21 protein-coding genes are annotated in these 23,359 nt (G+C 70.1%); 10 read left to right on the top strand and 11 right to left on the bottom strand.

All coding sequences use genetic code 11. The features are described 5' to 3' along the window. Nucleotides 1–159: 159 nt before the first annotated feature. The 4 genes from arfB to CHB84_RS17975 all read right to left on the bottom strand — a co-directional run bounded on the left by arfB (nucleotide 160) and on the right by CHB84_RS17975 (nucleotide 2,685). Nucleotides 160–582, bottom strand: a complete 423-nt coding sequence (gene arfB / locus CHB84_RS17960; protein WP_089302815.1) for an alternative ribosome rescue aminoacyl-tRNA hydrolase ArfB — start codon at nucleotides 580–582, stop codon at nucleotides 160–162. 82 nt (nucleotides 583–664) lie between these two features. After that, nucleotides 665–1,351: a patatin-like phospholipase family protein gene (locus CHB84_RS17965; RefSeq protein ID WP_089302816.1), complete on the bottom strand. Its 687-nt coding sequence runs from the start codon at nucleotides 1,349–1,351 to the stop codon at nucleotides 665–667. Between the two features lie 10 nt (nucleotides 1,352–1,361). Further along, on the bottom strand, nucleotides 1,362–2,033 hold the full coding sequence (locus CHB84_RS17970; RefSeq protein ID WP_089302817.1) for a haloacid dehalogenase type II: 672 nt from the start codon (nucleotides 2,031–2,033) through the stop codon (nucleotides 1,362–1,364). 28 nt (nucleotides 2,034–2,061) lie between these two features. After that, a complete protein-coding gene (locus tag CHB84_RS17975; protein ID WP_089302881.1) occupies nucleotides 2,062–2,685 on the bottom strand; it encodes a TetR/AcrR family transcriptional regulator in 624 nt (207 codons plus the stop codon). A gap of 249 nt (nucleotides 2,686–2,934) precedes the next feature. Here CHB84_RS17975 and CHB84_RS17980 point away from each other — a divergent pair, with 249 nt between their 5' ends. Next, nucleotides 2,935–4,167 carry a bifunctional alpha/beta hydrolase/OsmC family protein gene (locus tag CHB84_RS17980; RefSeq protein ID WP_089302882.1) on the top strand — a complete coding sequence of 411 codons (1,233 nt, stop codon included), beginning with the start codon at nucleotides 2,935–2,937 and terminating at the stop codon, nucleotides 4,165–4,167. Nucleotides 4,168–4,317: 150 nt separating this feature from the next. Here the strand turns inward: CHB84_RS17980 and CHB84_RS17985 are convergent, their stop codons facing one another. Further along, nucleotides 4,318–4,713: an SRPBCC family protein gene (locus tag CHB84_RS17985; protein WP_089302818.1), complete on the bottom strand. Its 396-nt coding sequence runs from the start codon at nucleotides 4,711–4,713 to the stop codon at nucleotides 4,318–4,320. 17 nt (nucleotides 4,714–4,730) lie between these two features. Next, on the bottom strand, nucleotides 4,731–8,129 hold the full coding sequence (locus CHB84_RS17990; RefSeq protein ID WP_176440028.1) for an ATP-binding protein: 3,399 nt from the start codon (nucleotides 8,127–8,129) through the stop codon (nucleotides 4,731–4,733). A gap of 207 nt (nucleotides 8,130–8,336) precedes the next feature. Here CHB84_RS17990 and CHB84_RS17995 point away from each other — a divergent pair, with 207 nt between their 5' ends. After that, nucleotides 8,337–9,425, top strand: coding sequence for a class I SAM-dependent methyltransferase (locus CHB84_RS17995; RefSeq protein WP_089302820.1), 1,089 nt, complete (start codon nucleotides 8,337–8,339; stop codon nucleotides 9,423–9,425). Next, complete coding sequence (locus CHB84_RS18000; RefSeq protein WP_089302821.1) at nucleotides 9,422–10,030, top strand: class I SAM-dependent methyltransferase; 609 nt, start codon at nucleotides 9,422–9,424, stop codon at nucleotides 10,028–10,030. Before CHB84_RS17995 ends, CHB84_RS18000 begins: the two co-directional genes overlap by 4 nt. 35 nt (nucleotides 10,031–10,065) lie before the next feature. Here the strand turns inward: CHB84_RS18000 and CHB84_RS18005 are convergent, their stop codons facing one another. Beyond that, entirely contained in the window at nucleotides 10,066–10,764 is a 699-nt protein-coding gene (locus tag CHB84_RS18005) for a mycothiol-dependent nitroreductase Rv2466c family protein (RefSeq protein ID WP_089302883.1), read from the bottom strand. A 224-nt stretch (nucleotides 10,765–10,988) separates the two neighbouring features. After that, complete coding sequence (locus CHB84_RS18010) at nucleotides 10,989–12,269, bottom strand: MFS transporter (RefSeq protein WP_089302822.1); 1,281 nt, start codon at nucleotides 12,267–12,269, stop codon at nucleotides 10,989–10,991. 393 nt (nucleotides 12,270–12,662) lie between these two features. On the opposite strand from CHB84_RS18010, the gene CHB84_RS18015 reads away from it, so the two are divergent. After that, on the top strand, nucleotides 12,663–13,475 hold the full coding sequence (locus CHB84_RS18015) for a DUF4389 domain-containing protein (protein WP_245818817.1): 813 nt from the start codon (nucleotides 12,663–12,665) through the stop codon (nucleotides 13,473–13,475). A 13-nt stretch (nucleotides 13,476–13,488) separates the two neighbouring features. Here the strand turns inward: CHB84_RS18015 and CHB84_RS18020 are convergent, their stop codons facing one another. After that, a complete protein-coding gene (locus tag CHB84_RS18020; RefSeq protein WP_089302885.1) occupies nucleotides 13,489–14,391 on the bottom strand; it encodes an SDR family NAD(P)-dependent oxidoreductase in 903 nt (300 codons plus the stop codon). 271 nt (nucleotides 14,392–14,662) lie between these two features. Between CHB84_RS18020 and CHB84_RS18025 the strand changes: the two genes are divergently transcribed. From CHB84_RS18025 to CHB84_RS18040, 4 genes are all read left to right on the top strand, one after another. Further along, nucleotides 14,663–15,841 (top strand): MFS transporter, encoded by a 1,179-nt coding sequence (locus CHB84_RS18025; RefSeq protein WP_089302823.1) that lies wholly within the window; start codon nucleotides 14,663–14,665, stop codon nucleotides 15,839–15,841. A gap of 406 nt (nucleotides 15,842–16,247) precedes the next feature. Continuing rightward, nucleotides 16,248–17,618: a GGDEF domain-containing protein gene (locus CHB84_RS18030; protein WP_089302824.1), complete on the top strand. Its 1,371-nt coding sequence runs from the start codon at nucleotides 16,248–16,250 to the stop codon at nucleotides 17,616–17,618. Nucleotides 17,619–17,777: 159 nt separating this feature from the next. Further along, nucleotides 17,778–19,493: an LCP family protein gene (locus CHB84_RS18035; protein ID WP_245818818.1), complete on the top strand. Its 1,716-nt coding sequence runs from the start codon at nucleotides 17,778–17,780 to the stop codon at nucleotides 19,491–19,493. Between the two features lie 215 nt (nucleotides 19,494–19,708). After that, entirely contained in the window at nucleotides 19,709–20,251 is a 543-nt protein-coding gene (locus CHB84_RS18040) for a helix-turn-helix transcriptional regulator (RefSeq protein WP_089302825.1), read from the top strand. Nucleotides 20,252–20,312: 61 nt separating this feature from the next. Here CHB84_RS18040 and CHB84_RS18045 read toward each other — a convergent pair whose 3' ends face one another. Next, nucleotides 20,313–21,800 (bottom strand): flavin-containing monooxygenase, encoded by a 1,488-nt coding sequence (locus CHB84_RS18045; RefSeq protein WP_089302826.1) that lies wholly within the window; start codon nucleotides 21,798–21,800, stop codon nucleotides 20,313–20,315. Between the two features lie 92 nt (nucleotides 21,801–21,892). On the opposite strand from CHB84_RS18045, the gene CHB84_RS18050 reads away from it, so the two are divergent. Together CHB84_RS18050 and CHB84_RS18055 are read left to right on the top strand one after the other, a co-directional pair. Beyond that, nucleotides 21,893–22,519 carry a TetR/AcrR family transcriptional regulator gene (locus CHB84_RS18050; protein WP_425432316.1) on the top strand — a complete coding sequence of 209 codons (627 nt, stop codon included), beginning with the start codon at nucleotides 21,893–21,895 and terminating at the stop codon, nucleotides 22,517–22,519. A 154-nt stretch (nucleotides 22,520–22,673) separates the two neighbouring features. After that, nucleotides 22,674–23,042, top strand: a complete 369-nt coding sequence (locus CHB84_RS18055) for a hypothetical protein (protein WP_089302828.1) — start codon at nucleotides 22,674–22,676, stop codon at nucleotides 23,040–23,042. A 15-nt stretch (nucleotides 23,043–23,057) separates the two neighbouring features. Here CHB84_RS18055 and CHB84_RS18060 read toward each other — a convergent pair whose 3' ends face one another. Beyond that, nucleotides 23,058–23,279 carry a DUF3618 domain-containing protein gene (locus tag CHB84_RS18060; RefSeq protein WP_089302829.1) on the bottom strand — a complete coding sequence of 74 codons (222 nt, stop codon included), beginning with the start codon at nucleotides 23,277–23,279 and terminating at the stop codon, nucleotides 23,058–23,060. Nucleotides 23,280–23,359: the final 80 nt, after the last annotated feature.

Below are 23,359 nucleotides of genomic sequence, written 5' to 3' on the forward strand. Positions count from 1 at the left end.
CTCACCGGCGTGGTGGCGTGTTCGAGGACTGTCCGCCTGCTGATACAGCTTCAACTCACCGGCGTGGTGGCGTGTTCGAGGACTGTCCGCCTGCTGACAATGCGGGTACCGGCCCCGCCTGCCGGGGCGGGGCGTGCGAGCCGGGCTCGGCGGGCGTGGCTACTCGATCTGCCCGCGTCGCCCCTTCTTGATCTCGGAGCGGTGTTTCTTCGCTGCGAGCCTACGTTCCTTGGCGCCCCTGCTCGGTTTCGTGGGCCGCCTCCTCGGCGGAGGGGGCTCGGCGGCGTCACGAAGGAGGGCGGCGAGCCGGTTCCTGGCGGCCTCACGATTGGCGAGCTGCGTCCTGCTGTCGCTCGCGGCCACCGTGACGACCCCGTCGACCAGCCTCCTGTCCAGGCGTTCCAGCATGCGCGGGCGCAAGCTGTCCGGCATGCTCGGCGAGCGCAGCAGGTCGAAGGACAGCTCGACACGCGACTCCGTGGCGTCGGCCCCCTGGCCGCCGGAGCCGGAGGAGCGGGAGAACCGCTCGGCCAGCTCGGCGGCCGGGATCACCAGCCGGTCGTTCACCACGAGATCGCTCATGGCCCCAGTGTGCCTGGCGTCGCCTCCGCGGACGGTACACCCCGGCGCCGTCACGCGGCCCCGCCGCGTACACCGGAGCGGCTCACCGCGCGAACGCGTGCGCGTGCGCAGCCATCGCCACGGCGCTGCCCGGCCGCTCGTCGAGCGAGCAGGCGTACCCGCTCGGCAGCACGCAGACCGTGCGCGCACCGAGCTCGATCGCCTGGGAGATCGGCGTGTTGTTGGTGACCCCACCGTCGATGAACACCCTGCCACCGTGCTCCACCGGCGGGAACACCCCGGGAATCGCCGCGCTGGCCACGACAGCGCTCTCCGCAGGACCGGTCGACAGCCGTGTCTCCTCGCCGGTGAGCAGGTCCGTCGCGATCGTGGAGAGCGGGACTCGTGCCCCCTCGAGCGATGCGAACTCCACCCACTTTCTGACCAGCTCCCGCAGTCCCCGCAGCGACGTGACGTGGTTGCGGCGGCCGAGTAGCGCGAGCAGGGCTGTCACCGGGCGCAGCGGGAAGACGTCCCGGGTGCGCAGCCGCGACCAGATACCAGCCAGCTCGTCGGCCGTGTCCACCGTCTGTGCGCGGGATGCGACGAAGGCCCCGTTGAGGGCACCCACCGACGTGGTCACCAGCAGGTCCGGGGTGATCTCGCGGCTGTACAGCGCCTGGAGCATGCCGACCTGAACCGCGCCCATGCTGCCGCCGCCGGACAGCACGAACGCGACCGGGCCGTCGAGAAATCCCGGAGCCTCCTCGTCCACGACGTCCACCTCCACGCTCGTACGGTTACTCGGGTAACGCGAGCAGCCCCCGCGCCACCCCTACGAGGTCGTCCTCCTCGACGTCGGCTCGGGTGAATATCTCCGGGTAGTGCCCCTCGAGCCTGCTCGCCCAGCCTGTCGTCAGGCCGGCCCGCTTCGCGCCGTGGCAGTCGAAGGCGTGCACGGCGACCAGCGCGGTCCGCGCGGGCAGCGTTCCCAGCCTGTCGAGCGCGTACCGGTACACGTGGGCAGGCGGTTTCCAGCTCCCCGCGTCGGCGACGCTGATCACCACGTCGACGTAACGATCCAGGCCGGTGCGCGCGAGGAACGCCGTCGTCGCCTGCTCGGTGCCGTTGGTCAGGCACGCCATCGGCACACCGGCGTCCGCGAGCGCACGCATGGCAGGATCGGCATCCGGATGCGCCCGCAGTTCGCCGAAACCGGACAGCACGTGCTCCACATCGGACTCCCCGAGCCGCCCTCCGGAGAGCGTGCGCAGCGCCGCGGCCGCCACGCGCGGGAACGGTTCGTAGTCCCCGGCGAGGGACAGAGCCATCCCGTCCCGCAAGACCCGGTCGAACCAGCGCTCCAGCGTCTCCGGGGCCAGCCCCACCGCCGAGAAGCGCTGCCGCAGCGGTTCAAGCGCCATCAGCGTCTCGACGACGTCGAACACCACCCTGCCCGGCCTTGCGGTCATCGCCACACCTCGCAATCCGTCCGGGAGACTACTTTCCCTGTGGCCAGGTATCGGCGTCACTACCCGGAGCGCGGATCGCGCTCAGCGCGGCCGCGACCGCCTGCCGCAACGACTTCACATCGGCGCCGTCCCTGGATCGCACGTTGATCCCCTGCGTCAGCAACAACAGGTACTCGACGGTGGCTTCCGTGTCCACGTCCGTCCTGAGCTGGCCGAGCTCGCCCGCCCTGCCGAGCGCGTCGCGCAGCGCCTTGGCGGTGTGCTTGCGCTGCGCCGCAAGGATCTCCGCGACATCCGGGTCCTCGCCCTGGGCGGACAGCTGCACGGCCGTCGCAAGGCAGCCCCACCGTGCCCGCGCTCCCCAGCAGCGGGCCTTGATCAAGCGCCCGAAGAACGCCGCGATGCTCGGCAGGCCGTCCCCGCCACCGTCCAGGGCCGTGACCACCGGGTCGACATAGTCCCTCAGGTACCGCCGCAACGCCGCGAGCGAGAGCTGGTGCTTGCTGCCGAACGTGGCGTACAGGCTGGACCTGCTCAGCCCGGTGGCGTCGACGATGTCCTGTATTCCGGTTTCGGCCCATCCCCGCCGCCACAGCAGCGGCACGACAGCGTCGATCGCGTCCTCGGGGTCGAAGTGTTTGCTACCCGGCACCGCGCGTCCCACTCACCTGTCTGGTCGGCCGCCACGCCCTGTGGGGCCCATCGGAAACCGGCCTGGAATCGACGTTCCAACGTATTCCTCGGCGGCGCCGGGTGGCAAGATCCACCCCTCGGTTGTGTGACGGGCACTCGTACGAGCGGAGTGCGGGGCTGTCCGCCTGCTGACAGCATGGGTATCGGATCCGCCGGGTGTGGCGTTGTGTACCGACGTGATCACGATCTCGACGCGGAGAGGACACCGATGGGAAGTACCACGAAGCTCACCTTCGACGGCTCACGCGGCCACCGGCTCGCGGCCCGGCTCGACATGCCTGCAGGCACGCCGCGGGCGTTCGCGCTCTTCGCGCACTGCTTCACCTGCAGCAAGGACACACCGGCGAGCGCGCGCATCGCGCGGTCGCTCGCGGAGTCCGGCATCGCCGTACTGCGTTTCGACTTCACCGGTCTCGGCCATTCGGAGGGCGAGTTCGGGAATACGGACTTCACCTCCAACGTCGAGGACCTCGTGCACGCGGCGGACCACCTGCGGGAGCACTACGCCGCGCCGACGATCCTGCTCGGGCACTCCCTCGGCGGGGCGGCGGTGCTCGCGGCCGCGCACCGGATCCCCGAGGCACGAGCGGTCGCCACGGTGGCCGCCCCGGCAGACCCGAGCCATGTGGCGCGCCTGTTCGGGTCGTCGCGCGCCGAGATCGAACGGGCCGGCGAGGCCGACGTCACGCTCGCCGGTCGCACGTTCCGCATCCGCTCGGAGTTCCTCACCGACATCGATACCCGGCCCCAGACCGAGCGCGTCGCAGGCCTCGACGCCGCGCTGCTGGTCATGCACTCCCCCACCGACACCCTCGTCTCGGTCGACAACGCGCGGCAGATCTTCGACAGCGCACGGCACCCGAGGTCGTTCGTCGCGCTCGACGGCGCCGATCACCTGCTCAGCCGGCCCGCGGACGCGGCATACGTGGCCACCGTGATCACTGCGTGGGCGAGCCGGTACGCCTTCGAGCCCGGCGCCGCCGACGCGCCGCAGAGCCCGGAGGCTCCGGCTGAGGGCGTGGTTCGGGTCGACGAGAGCGACACGGGCCACTTCGCCCAGCGCATCACGGTCGGCAGGCACGTGCTTGCCGCCGACGAGCCCCCTCCCACCGGCGACGACACCGGCGCGTCCCCGTACGACCTGCTACTGGCAGGCCTCGGCGCGTGCACGTCCATGACCGTGCGGATGTACGCCGACCGCAAGGAACTGCCGCTGGCCAACGTCACGGTCTCGCTGCGCCACTCGCGGATCTATGCCGAGGACTGCGCGAACTGCGAGACCGAGCACGGCAGGGTGGACCGCATCGAGCGGATGATCCAGCTCGACGGCGACCTCGACGAGCAGCAGCGACGCAAGCTCATCGAGATCGCGAACAAGTGCCCCGTCCATCGCACGCTGCACTCGGAGATCGCCATCGACACCACCGATGTCACCGGATGATGCGGAACCGCACGGCGGCGCGGTCTCCGCGGCGCCATCGGGGACGGGGATTCGCACGTCGGGCTGCCGGATGGTCGCTACACCGCGCCCCCGGCCCGTGCGACCGGCCGCGCGCTGCGACGCCGGTAGGGGTCCGGTGTGAGCCGCCGTTCAGCCACTGCTCACACCGGAGCCCTCAGCGGCAGCGGCCAGCTTCGGCAACGACGCCAGCACGCCGTCTCGGCACTCATCGAAGTGCTCCGCCGCCGCCACGTCGACCCGCACGCGCACGAGACACCCATCGGGATGGGGTTCCAGGCTCCAGGTGTAGAGATCATCGGTGATCAGGCAGCGGACCAGCACGCGCGAACTCTCGCGCTCGGGCGCGATGCGCACCGGATACGCGTCCTCCTCGCGGTCGCCGAGGTACAGGATCGCGCCGTCCGGCGTGGCCGTGGCGTGCTCGACGCCGAAGTACCATTCGGGCACCCTGACCGGATCGTGCAGGACCTTCCACGCCTCGAGCGGGGGTACCCGGCAGATCACGGACTCTTCGAACGACGGCATGTCACTCCTCCGTTCTGTCACTCTGTCGTCACGACCGGCGAGCACAGCCCGTTCACCCGCTGCCGGTAACCGTCGAACCCGAGCCTGTCGGCCAGCAGGATCGCCTCCTCCGCCGCAGCACTGGCGTCCTCGGCACGACCCACATCGGACAGCAGGACCGCGCGTTCGGCCAGTACCCGACCGAGCTCGACGCCCGGCTCGACCTGCCCGCCGACCGGTGGCCGGGCGAGATCGACGAACGTCACCGCGCCGGGCTCATACGCCGACGAACCTCCCAGCATCCTGCGCCACGCCGCCTCAGCCGATGCCAGGCAGTGCACGGCACGGTCCCGCGCACCGCGCGCCGCCGCGATCAGCCCCTCCACCAGCTCGAGCTTCGGCACGAGGGTCTCGGGAAGGTCCGTCTGCCCGGCCGGTTCGAACGGCACGTGCTCGAGCTCTCGATGCGCGGCGTCCGGCAGCCCGTCGCGCACCAGGGCCTCCGCCCGCCGCACCCTGGCCAGCGCGCGGGAGAACGGCCCGGAGGGTTCGGCGAGTGCCACCTCGAAGCGACTCGCCGCTTCGCCGTACCGGCCGCTCTCGAGCGCGACCGACGCGGCGTCGAACTCCGCGCTCGCCTCCTGGGTCGGGTCCCCTGTGGATGCCACGGACCGGACGTACGCCAGCGCCGCATCCCACGCCTCGGCGCACCTGCCCGTGCGCGCGAGCGCGTAGGCGCGCACCGCGAGGGCCTCGTCCGCCAGCGCGCTCGCCGGCCGGGAACGGCGCATCCTGTCGGCGAGCTCCAGGACGTGTCCGAACTCGCCCTGTGCCGCGCTTGCCGCGGCCGCGTGCACCAGTGCGGAACAGGCGAGGTCCTGCCGTCCTGCGCGACGTGCGAGCCCGGCGGCGTCCTCGCTCGCCCGTTCGCTGTCCCGTGGCCGCCCCCTGCGCAGCAGCGCGGCGGCCCGTGCGAGGCACACCTCGGCCGCGAGGCCGAGGTCCGTGACCGCCTCCGAGACGATCTCGACCTCGGCGAGCAGCGCCTCCGCCCGCTCGACGTCGCCGCTGGCGACCTCGACCCATCCGAAGCCTGCGACCACGATCGCGCGCAGCTCCGGCGCGTCGAGATGCTCGGTGTCGATGATGTGGAGTGCGCGCTCGTAGGCGCGCAACGCCTCGACCGGATGGCAGAGCGTCGTGCGCAGGCACCGGCCGCGCAGCGCGTACGCGCCCGCGAGTGACACCGAGTCGTCCACCTGTTCCAGCACGGTGCGGGCATGCTCGAACGCCGAGTCGTGCTCGTCCTTGTGGCCACGCCACGCGTGGACGTCGGCCAGCGCGAGCCACAGCTCGGCCCGCTGTGCGAGTGTCCCGGTCTCCAGGGATGCTGCCTCGGCGAACAGCCCCGCCGCTTCGTCGAAGGCGCCCAGCGACCGTGCCTTCTCGGCCGCGGTGATCAGATAGGCCTGCGCACGCTCCCAGTCTCCCGCGTTGAGCAGGTGCCTGGCGATCTCGGCGACCGGCCTGCCCGGCCGCTCCTCCAGCATCTCGGCGATACGCCCGTGCAGCCACGCCCTGCGCGACGGCTCGATCTCCGCGCCGCAGGCCTGCCGCACCAGAGCGTGCGCGAACCGGATCCGGCGTGCCTCGGTATCCAGGAGCTCCTCATGGCAGGCCCGCTCCAGTGCCCCGGCCAGCTGCTGCGACCCCACCAGCGCGGCAGCCTCCCCGGTGTCCATCGGGCGTCCGAGCAGAGCGGCCGCGTCGACGAGCAGCCTGGCGGGGCCGTCGAGGCGAGCCAGCGGCGCGCGGATCCAGTCGCGCAGCTCGTGCGAGGGCTCGGCGCCTCCCGAGGCCGCCAGCGCGGCTCGCCGCGCGAACAGGGGGTTGCCTTCGGCGACCTCGACAGCACGCTCGCGCGCGTCGTCGGCGAGCTCGGGCGCGCACGACCGCACGACGGTGTCCAACTCGGTTGTCGAGAGCCTGCCAAGGTGGATATCCGTCACGAGGGCATCCTTCCTGCGAAGCGCGTCGATGGCGATGACCAGCTTCGCGGGCGCGCTGGCGAGACGGCGGGTCGCCACGAGCAGCACGGGCAGCTCGGTGAGCCGATGACCGAGGGAGGCGATCAGCGCGATACTCGCCGTGTCCGCGAGGTGGATGTCCTCGAGCACCAGTAGCAGCGGGCGATCCCCCGAGCACCATGCCAGCGCCTCGGCGACCGACGCGAAGAGCAAGCGACGTTCCTGCTCGGGATCGGCGGAGGAGCGCGCGGCGGGCCGCCCCCAGCGCCACTCGACCGAGCGGCACAGGCGCGCGAGATCCGACGGCCACGACGCATCCAGGGACGGTGCGGGGACATCGGTGACGAGCTGGTGCAGCAGGTCCCCCCACGGCGCGTACGGCGGTGCCCCGTCGAGCTCGAACGCGGTCCCGACAGCACATCGCGACCCCTGGCCGGACACCGTGTTGATCAGCTCGGTGACGAGCCTGCTCTTGCCGAGGCCGGCGGCGCCGCTGACCAGCACGACACCGCCGTGCCCGTGGCACGCGCCCGCCCACGCATCGCTCAGCGAGGTGAGCTCGCCGTCCCTGCCGACAAGCGGGCGTTGCCGGGACCGGTGCGCCCGCGAGGCAGGCTGCCCGTGCTGCGCCGCCTGCCCACGCTGTGCCGCCTGCCCATGCTGCGCCGGGCTCGCGGCGACGCGACGTCCTTCGCCTGCCTCCTGGCCGGTCCGCAACCGATCGGCCAGTACGCGCGTGGACTCCGAGGGCACCGTGCCGAACTCCGCGTCGAGCATCGCGTGGCACCGCTCGAATGCGGCCATGGCCTCCCCGCGCTCGTCCAGCTTCGCGAGACGTTGCATCAACGCGCGGTAGGCCGACTCCCGCACGGGCACATGCGCGATCGCGCGACGCGTCCAGGCGACCGCGCCCCGCAGGTCGCCGTCCTGCTCGCACAGCTCCGCCAACCGCCCGGCCACCGCGCCCGCGCGTTCGCGGAACTCCTCCCTGGCATCGAGCACCCAGTCGTCGGCCAGGTCCGCGAGCAGCGGCGCGTGTGCCAGCATCAGGGCCTCGCGCAGGCTCGCGGTGTCGTCCCGCTCCGCCAGCCGGACGAACTCTTCGGTGTCGACCTCCCGCGCCAGCCCGTCCGCGATCCCCACGCTGTCCCGGTCGGATTCGAGGTAGGCCGCCCCGCCCACCGAGTCGAGCGCGCGCCGTATCCCCCAGAGGGCATTGCGCAACGAGGCCCGCGCGCTGATGTCCAGCACGTCGGGCCAGAACAACGAGGCCACGTGCGCCCGCGCGTGCATGCCGGGGTTCCACAGCAGCCACGCCAGCACGGACCGCGGCCGCAGCCCGGCGATCTCGGGCATGGTCCGGCCGTCGACCTCGATCGTCAACGACCCGAACAGGTACGCACGGAGCATATTCCTCATCGTCATCGCAATCGTGACGTTCGGCAAGACCACCTTCACGCTGCTTTGACGCTCCGCTGATGCGCCGTGCCTAACGTCGCCACCCGTACGTTCCGCAAGTAACCACAGCCACCGCTGTGCCGATGCGCTGTGCAGCCGAGCGTCGGCTGTGCTGCCGGGCAGCGGCGGGCGTCACCAGGGAAAGGGAGTACCGCGATCATGAGCGTAGAACAGGTAGAGACCGGACGGCCCGCGCTCGATCAGGACAGGGTCGGCCAGTTCGCAGGCCAGGTCGTCGGCGACATCGCCGCCGTGCTAGCCGGGGCGACCATGTACATCGGTCATCACGCCGGTCTGTATGCCGCGATGGCCGATGGTGAGCCGCTCACCCCGGAGGGGGTCGCCGAGCGGGCCGGAGCGCATCCGCGTTACGTGCGCGAGTGGCTCGGCGCGCAGGCGGCGAGCGGCTACGTGCACTACGACCCGGACAGCGGCACCTACCGGTTGCCGCCGGAGCACGCCGCGGTGCTCGCCGACGCCACCAGTCCCGCCTACCTCGGCGGAGCCAACGACTCGATGGCCGCGATCTGGGCCGCAGCCGACACGGTCGCCGCGGACTTCACCGCGGGCGAGGGCGTGCCGTGGCACGCACACGACCCCCGGATGTTCTCCGGCACCGCGGAGCTCTTCCGCCCCAGCTACGAGGCGTTCCTCACCAGCGAGTGGATCCCCTCGCTGGACGGGATCGAGGACAAGCTCACCGCAGGGGGACTGGTCGCCGACGTGGGCTGCGGGCACGGCGTGTCCACCATCGTGATGGGCCGGTCCTACCCGGCCTCACACATCTACGGGTTCGACGGGCACGAGGCCTCGATCACCGCAGCTCGCAGGCGGGCCGCGGACGCCGGGGTCGCCGAGAACACCGGCTTCGAGGTGGCCCAGGCCGCCGAGCTGCCGGGGGACGGTTACGACCTGGTGTGCTTCTTCGACGCGCTGCACGACATGGGCGACCCGGTGGCGGCGCTGGTACGCGCCCGCGAGGTACTCGCGTCCGATGGCGCCGTGATGCTGATCGAACCGCTGGCGCAAGACCGTGTCGAGGACAACCTCACCCCGGTCAACCGGATGTTCTACTCGGCATCGACCCTGGTGTGCACCGCCAACGGCATCGCACAGGGCAACCATCCGGTACTCGGCGCACAGGCGGGCGAGGCCGCCCTACGGGAGGTGCTCAACCGGGCCGGGTTCACCCGCGTGCGCCGCACCGCGGACGCACCGATCAACCTGGTACTCGAAGCCCGGCCGTGAACCGGCGACACACCGTTCGTGGTCCGGTCGAGCGGCGTCCGGCCGTCGAGCGGAAGCTGACCGCCGGGGCCGACGTCGCCGACCTCGCGTGCGGCTGCGGGGCGTCCACGATCCTGATGGCAGAGGCATTCCCGAACTCGCGGTTCGTCGGCTACGACCACCGCGAAACCTGCATCGAGACGGCCCGCCGGCGCGCCGCAGAAACCGGTGTGCCCGATCGCGTTCGGTTCGAGGTGGCCTCGGTGGATGACTACCCCGGTGTCTACGACCTCGTGACCGGCTACGGCTTCCCGCTGGACACCGGTGACCCGGTCGGCGTGGCGCGGCACGTGCTGGGCTCGCTGAAGCCGGACGGCACCTGGATCATCGTCGAGCCGCGCACCGCGAACCGGGCGCGGGACGGGCCCGGCCCCGCCGGGTGCCCGTCCACGGCGGGGTCCGTCCTGGTCCGCGCTCGCGCGACGCAGGAGTGGAGCGGCACGATGGCCATCGGCACACCTGCGGGAAGCGCCTGGCTGGACGACGTGATCCGCACGGCCGGGTTCACCCGCGTGCGCGAGGCCGCACTGGCCCCGTTCCATGTCGTGCTGGAAGCGCGGCCGTGACGACGGTCCCGGCGGCACGCCGCGGCACCGGCCCGTCAGCCCACCCGTGTGGCGCGGCCGGACAGGTGCGCCGATACCGGGGTGTCCGGGAACGCCCGGACTCCGCGCTTGAGCTCGGCGAAGCCGGGCCAGCGGGCCAGCGTGGTGACCGAGTCCCACAGGCGTAGGGCGTCATCGCCGGACGGCACCTGGTCGATGACCGGCCCGAACAGCGCGGGCCCATCCGGCGGGGCGAAGCTCAGGATCGGTGTGCCGACGCCTCCTCCGGCACGGGCCACCGCTTCCTCGGTCTCCCCGCGCAGCTGGTCGTCCCAGCCGCCGTCCTCGGCTGCCGAGGCGAACTCGGCGGACAGGCCGACGCTGTCCAGGATCGCCGCCAGGTCACGTGGCCGTGCCGTTTCGGCGAGGACCGCTTCGAACGTCGCCTCCGACGGGGCGGGCGCGTTCCACACCGCCGCGCCCATCGCGCGGTACAGCTCACCGATCGCATCGGGGCCGTGCGACTGGCGGACGGCGGCCACGACCCGGAGCATCTCCAGCCCGCGCTGGTGCGCGTCGGGGTAGCCCTCCGGCCGCGTCTCGTAGCCGATCGGTTCGTTGAGGATCCGCAGCGAGAGCGGTCGCCAGCGAACCGAAAGGGGGCGCTGGTGCGCGACTTCGCGCACCCACTCCGCTGTGACCCAGCAGAACGGGCATACCGGGTCGAAGAAGAACTCGAGGTCCACGTCGTGCATCGCGCCCACTTCCTCTCGTCGACTGCCTGTACGGCCGCACCAGGGCCAAGCCTGCCACGGTCGGACCGCAGGCGCCGCAGGCACCGTGCCGGCCCAGCACACCAGAAACCACGCTGCCGCGCAGGAACACTGTCTCCCCACCGACACTGGGTGTGCTGAATGACGCTTTCAGTCCGTCATGTGGAGTGAATGACGCATTCAGCTCGCCATATGGACTGAAAGCGTCATTCAGCACACGGTTCGGGGGTGGCGCCTTCGTGGGGCCGGCTCTCGACGTGGGGTGGGCGGATCACGATCGCGGCGATCGCCACGGTGACCGGCATGGCGGACGCGACGAGGAGGGCGGGTACGTAGCTGCCCGCGAGCTCGAACACCCCGGCGAAGGCCAGCGGCCCGAACGCGGTCGACCCGACCATCACAGCAGAGACGGTCCCCCGGATCGCGCCGATGTGCGCGGTACCGAAGTACCGGGTCAGTGTCGCCGCCTCCAACGCCCGCACGCTTCCGCCTGCGGCGCCGATGAGCAGGCCGAGCAGCACGGCGAGCACGCCGGGCGAGACGACCGTGGCCAGCACGAGGCCGCCGAGCAGGCAGGCCATGCACGCCACGAGCAGGATCCGGTTGTGCACGCGGTCGGCCAGGTAACCTGCCGCGAATGTCGCGAGCAGGTTCGTCACGGTTTGCGGGATGAAGTTCGCCGCGGCCTCCGTGGCACTCAGCCCCTGCTCGCCGAGCAAGCTGATCTGGTGGAAGTTGATGGCCGTGACCAGCAGGCTCACCGTGGCGATCGCCGCTGTCACGACCCAGAAGAACGGGGTGCGCAGCGCGGCGGCGCGGGTCAGTCCCCAGGCGTGGCGCTCGCCGGACGAGCCGTCGTCGGGCGCGCCGTCGGGTCGCTGCCCCAGGTCCGCCGGGCGGTCCCGCATGCCGAACCACGCAACGGGCAGCACGACAAGGGCGATCGTCACACCCTGCGCCAGCCAGGCGGACCGCCAGCCCCACTGCGCGATCACCACGCCCTCCAGCAGTACGGGAGCGAGCGCGATCGCCGACGCACCGATGGCACTGACCACGCCGAGCGCGGTGCCGCGTCGCTTGTCGAACCACAGCGCCACCGCGGTCGTCGCCGCCAGCCCGAGAGCACCCTGCCCCGCCATCCGGATCGCGACGAACCCGCCGGTCAGCCCGACCACCGAGCTGACGCCGGCCAGGGCGCACAGCGCGGCCGAGAACACCAGCCCGATCACGGTCATCACCCGGCGTACGCCGAACCGGTCGAGCATCCGCCCGACGAACGGCATCGCGAACGCCCCGGAGAGCGTGCCGACGAGGTAGGCGGCGGAGACGGTCGAGCGGCTGATACCGAGCTCGGCGATCATCGGGTCGATGAACACCGAGACGGCCGCGGTCTGACCCGGCGCGCTCGCCGCGACCATCAACGTGGCGTAGCCGACGATGTGCCATCCGTAGAAGCCGGACGGGGAACGGGGGCCGCGCGTGCGCACAGGCGAAATCAGGGTCGCTCCTCAGGGGTCGGCGGCAGTTCGAGTTCGGCAACTCGCGGCGATCCCCGTCGAGCGCACGCGGTTGGCCTCCCCGCGGCTCGGCGACGTCTCGCGCCGCCCCGGTCGAACCGGCTCATCCCCACCGTGAGCCGCGAGGCCGTACGCGGCCATGTTACCTGTTCGCCGGGCTCGCTCCGCCCGCGCCGGGCAGTCCCGCGGGCCCGGCCCTGCCCGGCCGGACCGGTTCCACCGTTCGCGTGACAGGCACGGCTCCACCCGGCGACCGGCGCTGTGAGGTGCTAGAACGAGGCCCATCCCGCCGTGCGCGGCACTGTCGGCGCCCCGTTGCCCGCGGGAGCCACACGGGCACCGACCGAGACCGAAGGGAACGATGTGAGTACACCCACTGGGGAGAGCACCCCCGCGCCGACCGGCACGCCGGGCGAGGAACCGCTGCCGGAGCTGGACGTCACGCACCAGGAGCGGCAGCGCCGGTGGACGGTCCTGCTGCGGCTACTGCTGTTGATCCCGCAGTTCATCGTGCTGTACGTGCTCTACCTCGCGGCGGTCGTCGTCGTGCTCATCGGGTGGTTCGCTGCCCTGGTCATGGGCAGGTTGCCTGGCTGGTGCTTCCAGTACCTGAGCGGGTACCTCGGGTATGCCGCGCGCGTCAACGCCTACGTCTACCTGCTCACCGACGCATACCCGCCGTTCGCGTGGTCGGCTCCCGGACACGACGCCGGGCTGACGCTGCCGGCGCAGGACCGGTTGAACCGGCTCGCGGTGTTGTTCCGCATCATCCTGCTGATCCCCGCCTACATCGTCGCCGCTGTCGTCGCGAGCGGGTGGACGGTACTCGCGTTCTTCTTCTGGCTCATCGTGCTGGTCCTCGGCCGGGTGCCGGGACCGGTCTTCGGAGCAAGCGCCGCGGCGCTACGTTACGAGCTGCGGTTCATGGCGTACACGCTGCTGGTGACCTCGGCGTACCCGAAGATGCTGTTCGGCGACGACAAGCGCGTCCAGCGCGGGGGTACGGGACCGGCCGCGACAAGCAGCGACACCCGTCCGCTACTGCTGTCCACAGGCGGCAAGGTACTCCTGGTGGCGATGATCGTGCTCGGCGTACTCGGTCTCGGTGGCAGCGGGGCAACGAGCACAGCCGGGCTCGACTCCGCCGAGACCGGCACGTCCGAGTTCGGCGGCTGACCGGCGGGGGCGCTCAGGACGCACGGGGTGTCGTGCGCCTGGTGAACGGTGCGACCAGGCGTCGCAACCGGGGCGGCAGGCGTTTCTCCACGCCGTACGGCTCGAGATGCGCGGTGAACACCTCGTCGAACGCTCGCCGGACCTCGTCGGTATGCCACCGGGTGTTCTCCAGAACGGGCATCTTGTTGTAGGGGTGGCCGACGATGTGCAGCCGCTGCCCGTCGCACCGGACGACCTGGCCGCTGACCCCCGCTGCGGCGCCCGAGAGCAGGTACGTCACCAGCGGCGCGATCCGGTCCGGCGTCCGGTCGGGCGGGCAGTTGCGCAGCGCGCGCCGGGACCGGTGCACCATCCGGGTGCGCGCGAGCGGGCACACCGCGTTGACCCGGATGCCCGCGTCCTCCATGTCCAGCGCCCACGAGGCGGTCAGCGATGCGACAGCTCCCTTGCTCGCCGCGTAGGTGCCCAACCGCCGCTGGCCGAAGAAGGCCCCGGAGGAGATGTTCACGATCGACCCGCCCCGGTCCCGCATCGCGCGAGCGGCGGCGAGTCCCGTGTGGATCACACCGAGTACGTTGACCTCGATGAGCTCCCGCGCCGTGCCGGTGTCCTCGTCCCACGGCGCGGACTCGTAGTTGAGCGCGGCATTGTTGACCAGCCCGTCGACTCCGCCGAACGCCGCCACGCCCGTATCCACGATGGCCTGCGCCTGGTCGGGCTCGCGCACCGTGTGCCCGCTGACGACCGCGCGACCGCCTCGCTGCCGGACCACGTCGGCCGTGCGTTCAGCGGTGGCGACATCCACGTCGTTGACCACGACGGCGGCCCCGGCCTCCGCCGCGTGCACGGCGAACGCAGCCCCGAGCCCGCGGCCGGCTCCGGTGACCACGACGGACTTGCTGTCGAGCATGCCCATGGCTCCAGTCTCGATCTCACGTTCACGTCGCGAACCACTCTCGTCGCCGAACGGCGAGTTCATTGCGCCGAGTGGGTGACGGTGACCGGTGGGGTGGTACTGCCGCACTGATCAGCGAACGGTGACCGTGCACGTGAGGTAATCATACTAGTACACTCCGGCAACACAGCGTGAGCCGCAGCGAGGGGAGAGCACCCTGGTGCCGGCGAGAAGGAACACCACCAGCGCGGCGTGGGCACAACCGGCTGCCCGTCGGCCACGGTTCGCCGATGTGCTCGTTGTCCGGGAGTTCCGGGCTCTGTGGGGGACAGAGGCCGTCTCGCTCGCCGGGGACCAGCTCGCGAAGGTCGCGCTGGCCATCATGGTGTTCGGCCGGACCCAGTCGGCACTGTGGGCCGCGCTTGTCTATGCCATGACGTTCCTACCAGCGCTGGCGGGCGGCCTCGGGCTCAGCCAGCTCGCCGACCGCTACCCGCGCCGCGCCGTTCTGAGCAGCTGCCTGCTCGCACAGGCGCTGCTGGTGGCGACCATGACCGTGCCGGGCCTTCCGTTGACGTTGCTGTGCGTTCTCGTGTTCTGCGTCGGGCTGTTCGGCGCCCCCGCCAACGCGGCACACCATGCGATCACGAGGGAGGTCTTCGGCTCCGACGAGCTCTATCTGCGTAGCCAGGATCTTCGCGGTGTCACCACCAACACGATGATGCTGCTCGGCCTCGCGGGCGGTGGCCTGCTCGTGACCGCGATCGGTCCGTACTGGGCGCTTGCGCTGGACGCGCTGACGTTCGCCGTCGCGGCAGGCATCGTGCGCGCTCGGGTGCGATGGCGGCCGCACGCGGGCCGCCGGTCCGACGGGTGGTTCGACGGCATCCGTCTGGTGTTCGGTGACCCCCGGCTCCGGGCGCTCGTCTGGCTGTCGTGGTTGGTCGGGTTCGCCGCCGTGCCGCTCGGACTGGCAGCCCCCCTCGCCGCCGAGCTGTCCACGGCCGAGCACACCGTCGGGTGGATTCTCGCCGCGGACCCGCTCGGCTTCGTGCTCGGCGCCTTCCTGCTGTCCCGCCTCGCGTCGCCCGCGGTACGGATGCGGGCGGTGCCCGTGCTGGCCGTGGCCTCGCTCGCCGTACTGCTGTGCTTCGCCTTCGAACCGAACCTTCCGGTCACGCTCGTGCTGCTCGCCGCGGGCGGTGCGACAGGGGCGTACCTCGTCACGGTCAACGCCACCTTCCTCACTCTCGTACCCAACGAGCACCGCGGCAGCGCCGGGGGCGCCTACCGCACCGGGCTTCGTGTGGCCCAGGGGCTCGGTGTCGCGCTCGCGGGCGCGCTCGCGGAGTTGCTCGGCTCCGCGACCCACACGGTCGCCCTGGCCGGGATGCTCGGCACAGCGCTGGCGGTGCTCAGCGCGCTACGGTGGCACCGTGTTCGTGGCGACGTCACCATGGACGGGCGGTAGCGACGGTTACCTCCGCGATCCGTCGCGCACGGCGGTCCACCGCCGTGCGGTGTGTCCCGGCGCGTCACAGTGGGTTCGCGCCGCCCTACCACCCAGCACGACCCGTCGCCGCGGCCACGGTGCGTGTGGATTCGCATTCAGAAGTCACGGTCGGTCATCGAGAACACCTCCCAGTCGCTACACCGAACCGATTCAGCGTTTCGCATTCCCTTAGAAGTCACGGTCGGTCACCGAAAACACCTCCGATAGGCGTGAGTTGTATTCGAACGAGGCACCAATAACCCAGCGTTACCAGCGCAACGGATACGGTGGAATGGTACCCGTCGAGGGATCGTCCCGGTGCCCGGAACCCCGTGATGTAACCCCGTGATGTCGCGAGCGGGAACGCGCCGAAAGGAGGAACGCCATGACGTCTCCTCCGCGCGGCAGGCGCCACACCGCCTCCGAGGCCACATCACGGCACGTCACCGAACGGAACCAGGCACCTTCCCCGAACCGGTCACGCGACCCCCGCAGGTGGGACCTGTGGCGCAGACCGAAACCGATGATCGCGTTCCTGCTCGCTGTCGAGACCCTTGCGCTGGCCGGTTTCGTCCTCGCTGTCGCCGCGTCCGCACTTCCGAGCGGGCAGGAATGGCTACGGTTCGCGATACTGGCGGCCGGCGGGACGATGCACATTCTCCTGACCAGTAGGCAGGAAGCGCGCAGGCGCAGCCGCATAGACGGGGTCATCATCGATCTGACCGCGGTATGGATCTTTCCCGCCGCGCTGCTGCTGCCGATTCCGCTTATCCTGCTCCTGGTTCTGCTGCTACGCACCCAGCGGTGGCTGATCGCGCGACGGCCTCCGCACAACTTCGTCTTCTCCTCGATCAGCATCGCCACCGCTGCCGCCTTGGCACACCTGGCGTTCGCCGCCATCGACCGCGCCGAGCTGTCGGCCGACGGCGCCTTCTGGGGCCTTCCCGGGTTCGGCGCGATCGTACTCGCCGGCGGTGTCTACGAGGTCGTGCAGCTGACCCTCACCGGCGGGGTCCTCGCTCTCGGCGCGGCTCGTCTGCGTTCGTGGAGCAAGGTGCTCGGCACCCTGCAGGACAACATGATCGAGGCCGTCACGATCGGGCTCGGCGCGGTCACCGCCATCCTGCTGGTCAACGTCGCCCCCGCTGTGGCGATCATGGCCCTGGTGACCGTGGTGTTCAACCGGCTGGCCGAGCTCGGCCAGCTGCAGTCGGACGTGCGGACGGACTCCAAGACCGGTCTGTTCAACATGCGTGGCTGGACCGAGTCTGCCGAGCGTGTGTTCCGCAGGAGCAGCAGGGACACGCCGGGGCCGGCACTACTGATGATCGATTTCGACGACTTCAAGTGGATCAACGACACGTACGGGCACCCCGCAGGCGACGACGTGCTGCGACACGTCGGCGGGCTGCTGACGGAGGAGACCCGGCCCGGTGACATCGTCGGCCGGTTCGGTGGTGAGGAGTTCCTGGTCCTGCTGCCCGACATCGACGTGGAGTCCGCGGGACAGACCGCCGAACGCATTCGCAACACCGTCGCACGAGCAAAGATCGTCACAACCAACAAGCGGGGTGGCTCGGCGACCATCACCGGGCGCACGACGTCGATCGGTGTCGCCGTGTACCCGCAGCACGCCGACTCACTGGAGACCCTGGTCCAGGCCGCCGACGCGGCCGTCTACGAAGCCAAGGAACAGGGACGGGACCAAGTACGCTACGCACGCCGCAAGTACGAAACACCGACCGATTCGAGGTGATGACCGTCACATTGCCATACTCCCGGGGACGCTGGCTCTTCGGTATGGCTGAGAGTTTGCTAGGCACGTTCCGAAGGATCTCCACCTTCTGGCGGGCAACCTACGGCGTGTAGCACGGCGTCATTCGGGGGCGAACGGAATCGGAAGGGAGCGCTCGGCGTGGATAACCGGCCGCGGCCGAACCGGCGGGAACGGCGACCGTCGCGACCGTGGCTCGACCAGGAGTTGGAGACCACCCCGGCGTTACCACGGGTGAATCGTACGGAGGGTCGGGCCGCGAGCGATCGGCAGCGCTCCGGCCGCGGGTCCGGTACCCAGCGCGGCCGCGGCCCTGGCACGTCCGGCGCGCGCACGTCGCGGCGCGCACCGTTGCGTGGAGCCAAGATCGCCCTCGCACTGGTCTCGTTGCTGGTGATGAGCGCTACCGGGTACGCGTGGGGGACCTTGCACGGGATGGGTCAAGGGCTGACCGTCGCCGACGTGATCGGTGACGAGGGCGGTGGCCACGAACCGGCTGACGGCTCACGGGACATCCTGCTCATCGGCGTGGACAGCCGGACGGACGCCCAGGGCAACGAGGTGCCCCTCGAGGAGCTCAACGAGATCAACGTCGGCGAGGCCGACGGGCAGCTCAACACCGACACCATCATTCACGTGCACATCCCCAATGACGGCAGCAGGGCAGTCGCGGTATCGATCCCGCGGGACTCCTACGTCGACATCCCCGGGTACGGCCGACACAAGATCAACTCCGCGTTCGCCCGCGGCAAGACCACCGAGGAGCGGCGCCTGCGCCGAGAAGGCGTGACGGACGAGAACGAGCTCGAGGTCCGCTCCGACCAGGAAGGCGCACGGACGCTCATCGAGACTGTCGAGGCGCTGACCGGCCGCACCATCGACAACTACGCCTCGGTCAACTTCTTCGGCTTCCTGGAGATCACCGAGGCTATCGGTGGCGTCGAGGTGTGCCTCAAGGAGCCGGTGGAGGACTACGACTCCGGTGTCGACTTCGACGCCGGGGTACAGACCATCTCCGGGGCCGACGCGCTCGGATTCGTCCGGCAGCGGCACGGCCTGCCACGCGGTGACCTCGATCGCGTCGTCCGCCAACAGGCCTTCATGGCGGGACTGGCCAACAAGGTGCTCTCCACGGGGACCCTGACGAACCCTCGCAAGCTCAACGATCTGATGGACGCCTTCAAGAAGGCGGTGGTCCTGGACCAGGACTGGGACGTCATGGGTTTCGCCGAGCAGATGAGCGGGCTGGCCGGTGGCCAGATCGAGTTCCACACGATCCCGGTGATGAGCCTGAGCATGGACACGCGCGACGGGTCGGCTGTGCAGGTCGACCCGGCACAGGTCCGCGACTTCTTCGCCGAGCTGTCCGGGGACGAGCAGGACGACGGGGAATCCGAGCAGGTCACCGAGCAGGACAACTCCGACATCACAGTCAACGTGATGAACACGACCACGGTGCCGGGTCTCGCCGCCGACGTTGCGGACTCGCTGACCGGCAAGGGGTTCGTCGAAGGCCTGGTCAGCAACGCGACCGCCAGGGACACCACCGTGGTGCGCTACGCACCCGGGGAACGGGACAAGGCCGACCGTGTCGCCGAGGCACTGGACGGCCCCGGCAGGCCGGAGGAGGATCCCGCGCTGACGCCCGGTCAGATCACCGTGCTGCTTGGCAGCGACTTCCGTAGCGCCGAACTGTCCGCGGACTCCGCCGGCGGTCGCACCCCGCAGAGCGAGCAGGAGGGCCCGGACGCACCGGACCAGGACCCCGGCGGGCCCGGCGCGAACCCCGATGAGCCCGGGTCGGAGGACTCGGACGGGGAGCCCATCACCGCCGACGGGGTGACCTGCGTCAACTAGCTGTCGCTCGGGACGGGCCGAACGACGCCTCGGGGACCACATACGCACCGAAGGAGCCTCTCGGCTCACACATCGTGCGCGGGAAATCCGGCCGTTTCGCGTCATGACCGGCTAGCTCATGCCTTTCACCGGTGTGGGGTCCGCGTGGGGACCTCAGGCGGTGGTTGTCACAACCACCCCGGACCGGTCAGGTGAGGACGTGAGAGGGACGCACGGTGCGCATCGACAGTCACAGGTATCAGCGGATTCTCGGCGATGAGCTGCGCAGGGTTCGCAAGCGCCAAGGGTGGACGCGCAAGGAGCTCAACAGGCACCTGGATCGGGACATCTCGGTGCAGACGCTGGCGACCTACGAGCTCGGCACGCGGCACTGCTCCGTGGTGCGGCTCGCCGAGATCTGCTTCGCCATGGACGAGCTGCCGCACGACCTCCTCGCCCGTGTACACGCTCGGCTGTTCACGAGCTCACCGGGCCAGATCGACGTCGATCTGGCCAAGGTGGTGCGGGACAGCCGAGCCGAGCTCCTGCCCCTGCGCAGGTGGGCCCGGGACCGCCTGAACAGGGAGAACGGTGGCCGGGGAACTGTCGTGCATCTGGACCCAGCTGCCGTGGAGCGCATGGCGGAGCTGTGCGGGCTGACCACCATCCAACTCCTCGAGCACCTGCGCACGTTCTCCGGCCCCGACACACCGAGCGACGAGGATCCCGTCGACGACGACAACGGCGAGCTCACCGGCGAGAGTGAGAGCCCAATGTGACCTCGGTTCCGTAGAAGGAGCCGAATGTCACGTCGGGCTCCCCGCACGGGGCGGGTACCGCTCACCGGCGACCAAGGAGCTCGTACTCGCTGGTTTCGACCTTGCGCGTGTCGAGCCAGTACTTCCAGGTGAACCCCGGCCAGATCGTGCGGTTCACGCCCTTGGAGTCGAGGTACCAGCTGGTGCACCCGCCCTGGGTCCACACGCCCTTGTCCAGCTTGCGCTGGATGTGCTCCTGGAACCGCTCCTGCGCGTCTCCGCGCACCCGCAGCGCGTCGGCGCCCTGCCGCTCCACGATCCGCATGGCCTCCATCGTGTAGCGGACCTGGGACTCGATCATGAACACCACCGAGTTGTGCCCGAGGCCGGTGTTCGGGCCGAGCAGGAAGAACAGGTTCGGGAACCCTTCCACGGTTATACCCCTGTGCGTCTCCATGCCCTGCGACGACCACTCGGTCGACAGGTCACGCCCGTCCTCCCCGGTGATCTCCAGGTAGTCGAAGGCGTCGGTGACGTGGAAACCGGTTCCGTAGATGATGGCGTCCACCTCGTACTCCCGCCCTGCCGTGTCGACGACGCTGTGCTCGCGCACCTCCGCGATGCCGTCGGTGACCACGTCGACGTTGCGCCGGGTCAGCGCGGGGAAGTAGTCGTTGGAGATCAACACCCGTTTGCAGCCCATCCGGTAGTCGGGGGTGAGCTTGGCGCGCAGCTGCGGGTCGGAGATCGTCCTGCGCATGTTCCACTTCGCCACCTTCTCCGCCAGCTTGAGCAGGCCCGGATGGCCGTTGAAACCGATCGCGCGCGCCTCGAGCATCCAGTACAGAAAGGTGCGGTAGGCGCGCTGCGTCGCGGGCAGCCGCCGGAACATCGCCCGCGCCCAGCGCGGGATCTCGCGGTCGGACTTGGGCATGATCCACGGCGGCGTGCGCTGGAACACCGTCATCTCGGCGACCTCGGGCGCGATCTGGGGGACGAACTGGATCGCGCTGGCGCCCGTCCCGATCACGGCGACCTTCTTGTCCCGCAGGTCGAAGTCGTGGTCCCAGTCGGCGGAGTGAAACGTCCTTCCCCGGAAACGCTCGATCCCCTCCAGCGGCGGGATCTGCGGCAGGTGCAACGCGCCGACCCCGGAGACGAGGAACTTGGCGACATAGTGCTCGCCGTCGCTGCTGTACACATGCCAGCGGTGCTGCTGCTCGTCCCACCTGGCCGAGGTCATCTCCCTGCCGAAACGGATGTACTCGCGCAGGTTGTGCTTGTCCGCGACCCGCTTGAGGTAGTCGAAGATCTCCGCCTGCGGAGCGAACGCCCGTGACCAGTCGGGGTTCTGCTCGTGCGAGAACGAGTACATGTGCGACTGGATGTCGCAGGCACAGCCCGGGTAGGAGTTGTCCCGCCAGGTGCCGCCGACCTCGTGCGCCTTCTCCAGCACGAGAAAGTCCGTGCGGCCTTCCCTGAGCAGCTGGATCGCCATCCCGAGTCCGGCGAACCCCGTGCCCACGATCACCGTCGTGGTTTCCTCCGCCCTCGTGTCAGTGCTGGTCATAGCGCCTCAATCCGTCGTGTTCGATACCGTTACCGATAATCTTACTATGAGTAGGTTACTTTCGGTAGAGTTACCTCCGGTAGAGTCGCGGTGTGACCGCGCTACCGAACAGCTCAGCAGCCCCTCGCAAACGCATGCCGCGTGCCCAGCGCGAGCGCCAGATGATCGATGTCGCCGTTGCCCTGTTCGCCGAACGCGGCTACGTCGCGGCGTCCATGGACGAGATCGCCGAGCGCGTCGGCGTATCCAAGCCGATGCTCTACGAGTACTTCCACTCCAAGGAAGGCCTGCTCATCGCCGCGATCCGCAGGGCACGTGCCGACCTGCTGGCCAGGACGGAGAACGCCGCCTCATCGGCACTCTCGGCGGAGGAGGCGCTGTGGCAGGGCCTGCTCGCCTTCTTCCAGTTCATCGACGAGCGCCATGCGGAATGGTCCCTGCTGCGTCACGAGCTGTCCCTGGTCGGCGCGTCGGCGGCCGACGAGGTCGAGGCCATCCGGCGCCAGCAGACCGAGTTCAACGCCTCGCTCATCCGGGCCTACCTACCCGGCGTGTCCGATCTCGAGGTCGAGGCGGTCGCCGAGTTCCTCGTCGGGGCCTGCGAGCGCATGGCGATCTGGGCGGAGCGCCAGGAGGAGGTCACCCCGGAGCGCGCCACGGGCCTGACGATGGACATTCTGTGGAACGGCCTGGGTAACAAGCAGGGCGGCCACTCGTGACCTGCCACACTCGGTGATGGTTGCCGCTGTGCTCCTACGCTCACGTAGGCCATCATGCCCCCGCCTGTTGACGTGTCCGAAGATCGCGTCATAAACGAGTGGCGGCACGGTCTTCACAGGGGAATGATGAGCAGCGAAGGAAGGGGTGAGTCGGATGGTGGAACCGATAACGGCGAGCTACGCGGAAGAAGATGAGGAATGGACCATCACCGTGGCCGGTCTGGGCCGCGAGCTCACCGCGCGCGCACCCGGCCTCATCGCCGCCCGTGACCGTGCCGAGCAGCTGATCGACAAGCTCGTTCCCGATCAGGAGGAACGAGCGGTGGTCCACATGCTCAACGGCAGCGCTGTCGACTTCACGGCGAAGTACATGCAGGTGCGCATCGCCGGCCCCGAGGCGGAGCAGGCAGCCGCACCGGCGGGCGAGCACACCGGCAGCGAGGGAACCGACGACGCCGATGCAGGCGCGGCCGAACCCCCCGCTACCGAGGACGGGAGCCCGCAGGGCGAGCTCAGCGCCTGATCGCCGGTACCGGCGTTAGCGCAGCAGCTTGCGCAGCAACAACGCACCGATCAGCACGCCTGCGCCGATCACGGGGTACTTCACCTTCGGCTCGGACCACGTGGCGCGCACCGAGGTCTTGGCGGAGTCGGCCAGACGCTTCGGGCTCGCCTTCGTACCGAGCTGGTCCAGTGTGACAGCGAGGGCGTCGCGCGCCCTCTCGATGTCCCGCTCGATGCTCTCCTGATCGCGGACCACGTGTCCTCCTGACGTCGCTGAAGGGGGTCCAGGAACGGGCACAGATCCTGGTCGTCGCTCACAGTAGATCACCGGCCGAC

The organism is Haloechinothrix alba, from assembly GCF_900188115.1.
In the GTDB taxonomy this organism is placed as follows: Bacteria; Actinomycetota; Actinomycetes; order Mycobacteriales; family Pseudonocardiaceae; genus Haloechinothrix; species Haloechinothrix alba.

Coding starts and splice junctions, on each gene's coding strand:
- arfB (WP_089302815.1), bottom strand. CDS start 582: ATGAGCGATCTCGTGGTGAACGACCGGCTGGTGATCCCGGCCGCCGAG.
- CHB84_RS17970 (WP_089302817.1), bottom strand. CDS start 2,033: ATGACCGCAAGGCCGGGCAGGGTGGTGTTCGACGTCGTCGAGACGCTG.
- CHB84_RS17980 (WP_089302882.1), top strand. CDS start 2,935: ATGGGAAGTACCACGAAGCTCACCTTCGACGGCTCACGCGGCCACCGG.
- CHB84_RS17985 (WP_089302818.1), bottom strand. CDS start 4,713: ATGCCGTCGTTCGAAGAGTCCGTGATCTGCCGGGTACCCCCGCTCGAG.
- CHB84_RS17990 (WP_176440028.1), bottom strand. CDS start 8,129: ATGCTCCGTGCGTACCTGTTCGGGTCGTTGACGATCGAGGTCGACGGC.
- CHB84_RS17995 (WP_089302820.1), top strand. CDS start 8,337: ATGAGCGTAGAACAGGTAGAGACCGGACGGCCCGCGCTCGATCAGGAC.
- CHB84_RS18005 (WP_089302883.1), bottom strand. CDS start 10,764: ATGCACGACGTGGACCTCGAGTTCTTCTTCGACCCGGTATGCCCGTTC.
- CHB84_RS18020 (WP_089302885.1), bottom strand. CDS start 14,391: ATGGGCATGCTCGACAGCAAGTCCGTCGTGGTCACCGGAGCCGGCCGC.
- CHB84_RS18030 (WP_089302824.1), top strand. CDS start 16,248: ATGACGTCTCCTCCGCGCGGCAGGCGCCACACCGCCTCCGAGGCCACA.
- CHB84_RS18045 (WP_089302826.1), bottom strand. CDS start 21,800: ATGACCAGCACTGACACGAGGGCGGAGGAAACCACGACGGTGATCGTG.
- CHB84_RS18055 (WP_089302828.1), top strand. CDS start 22,674: ATGGTGGAACCGATAACGGCGAGCTACGCGGAAGAAGATGAGGAATGG.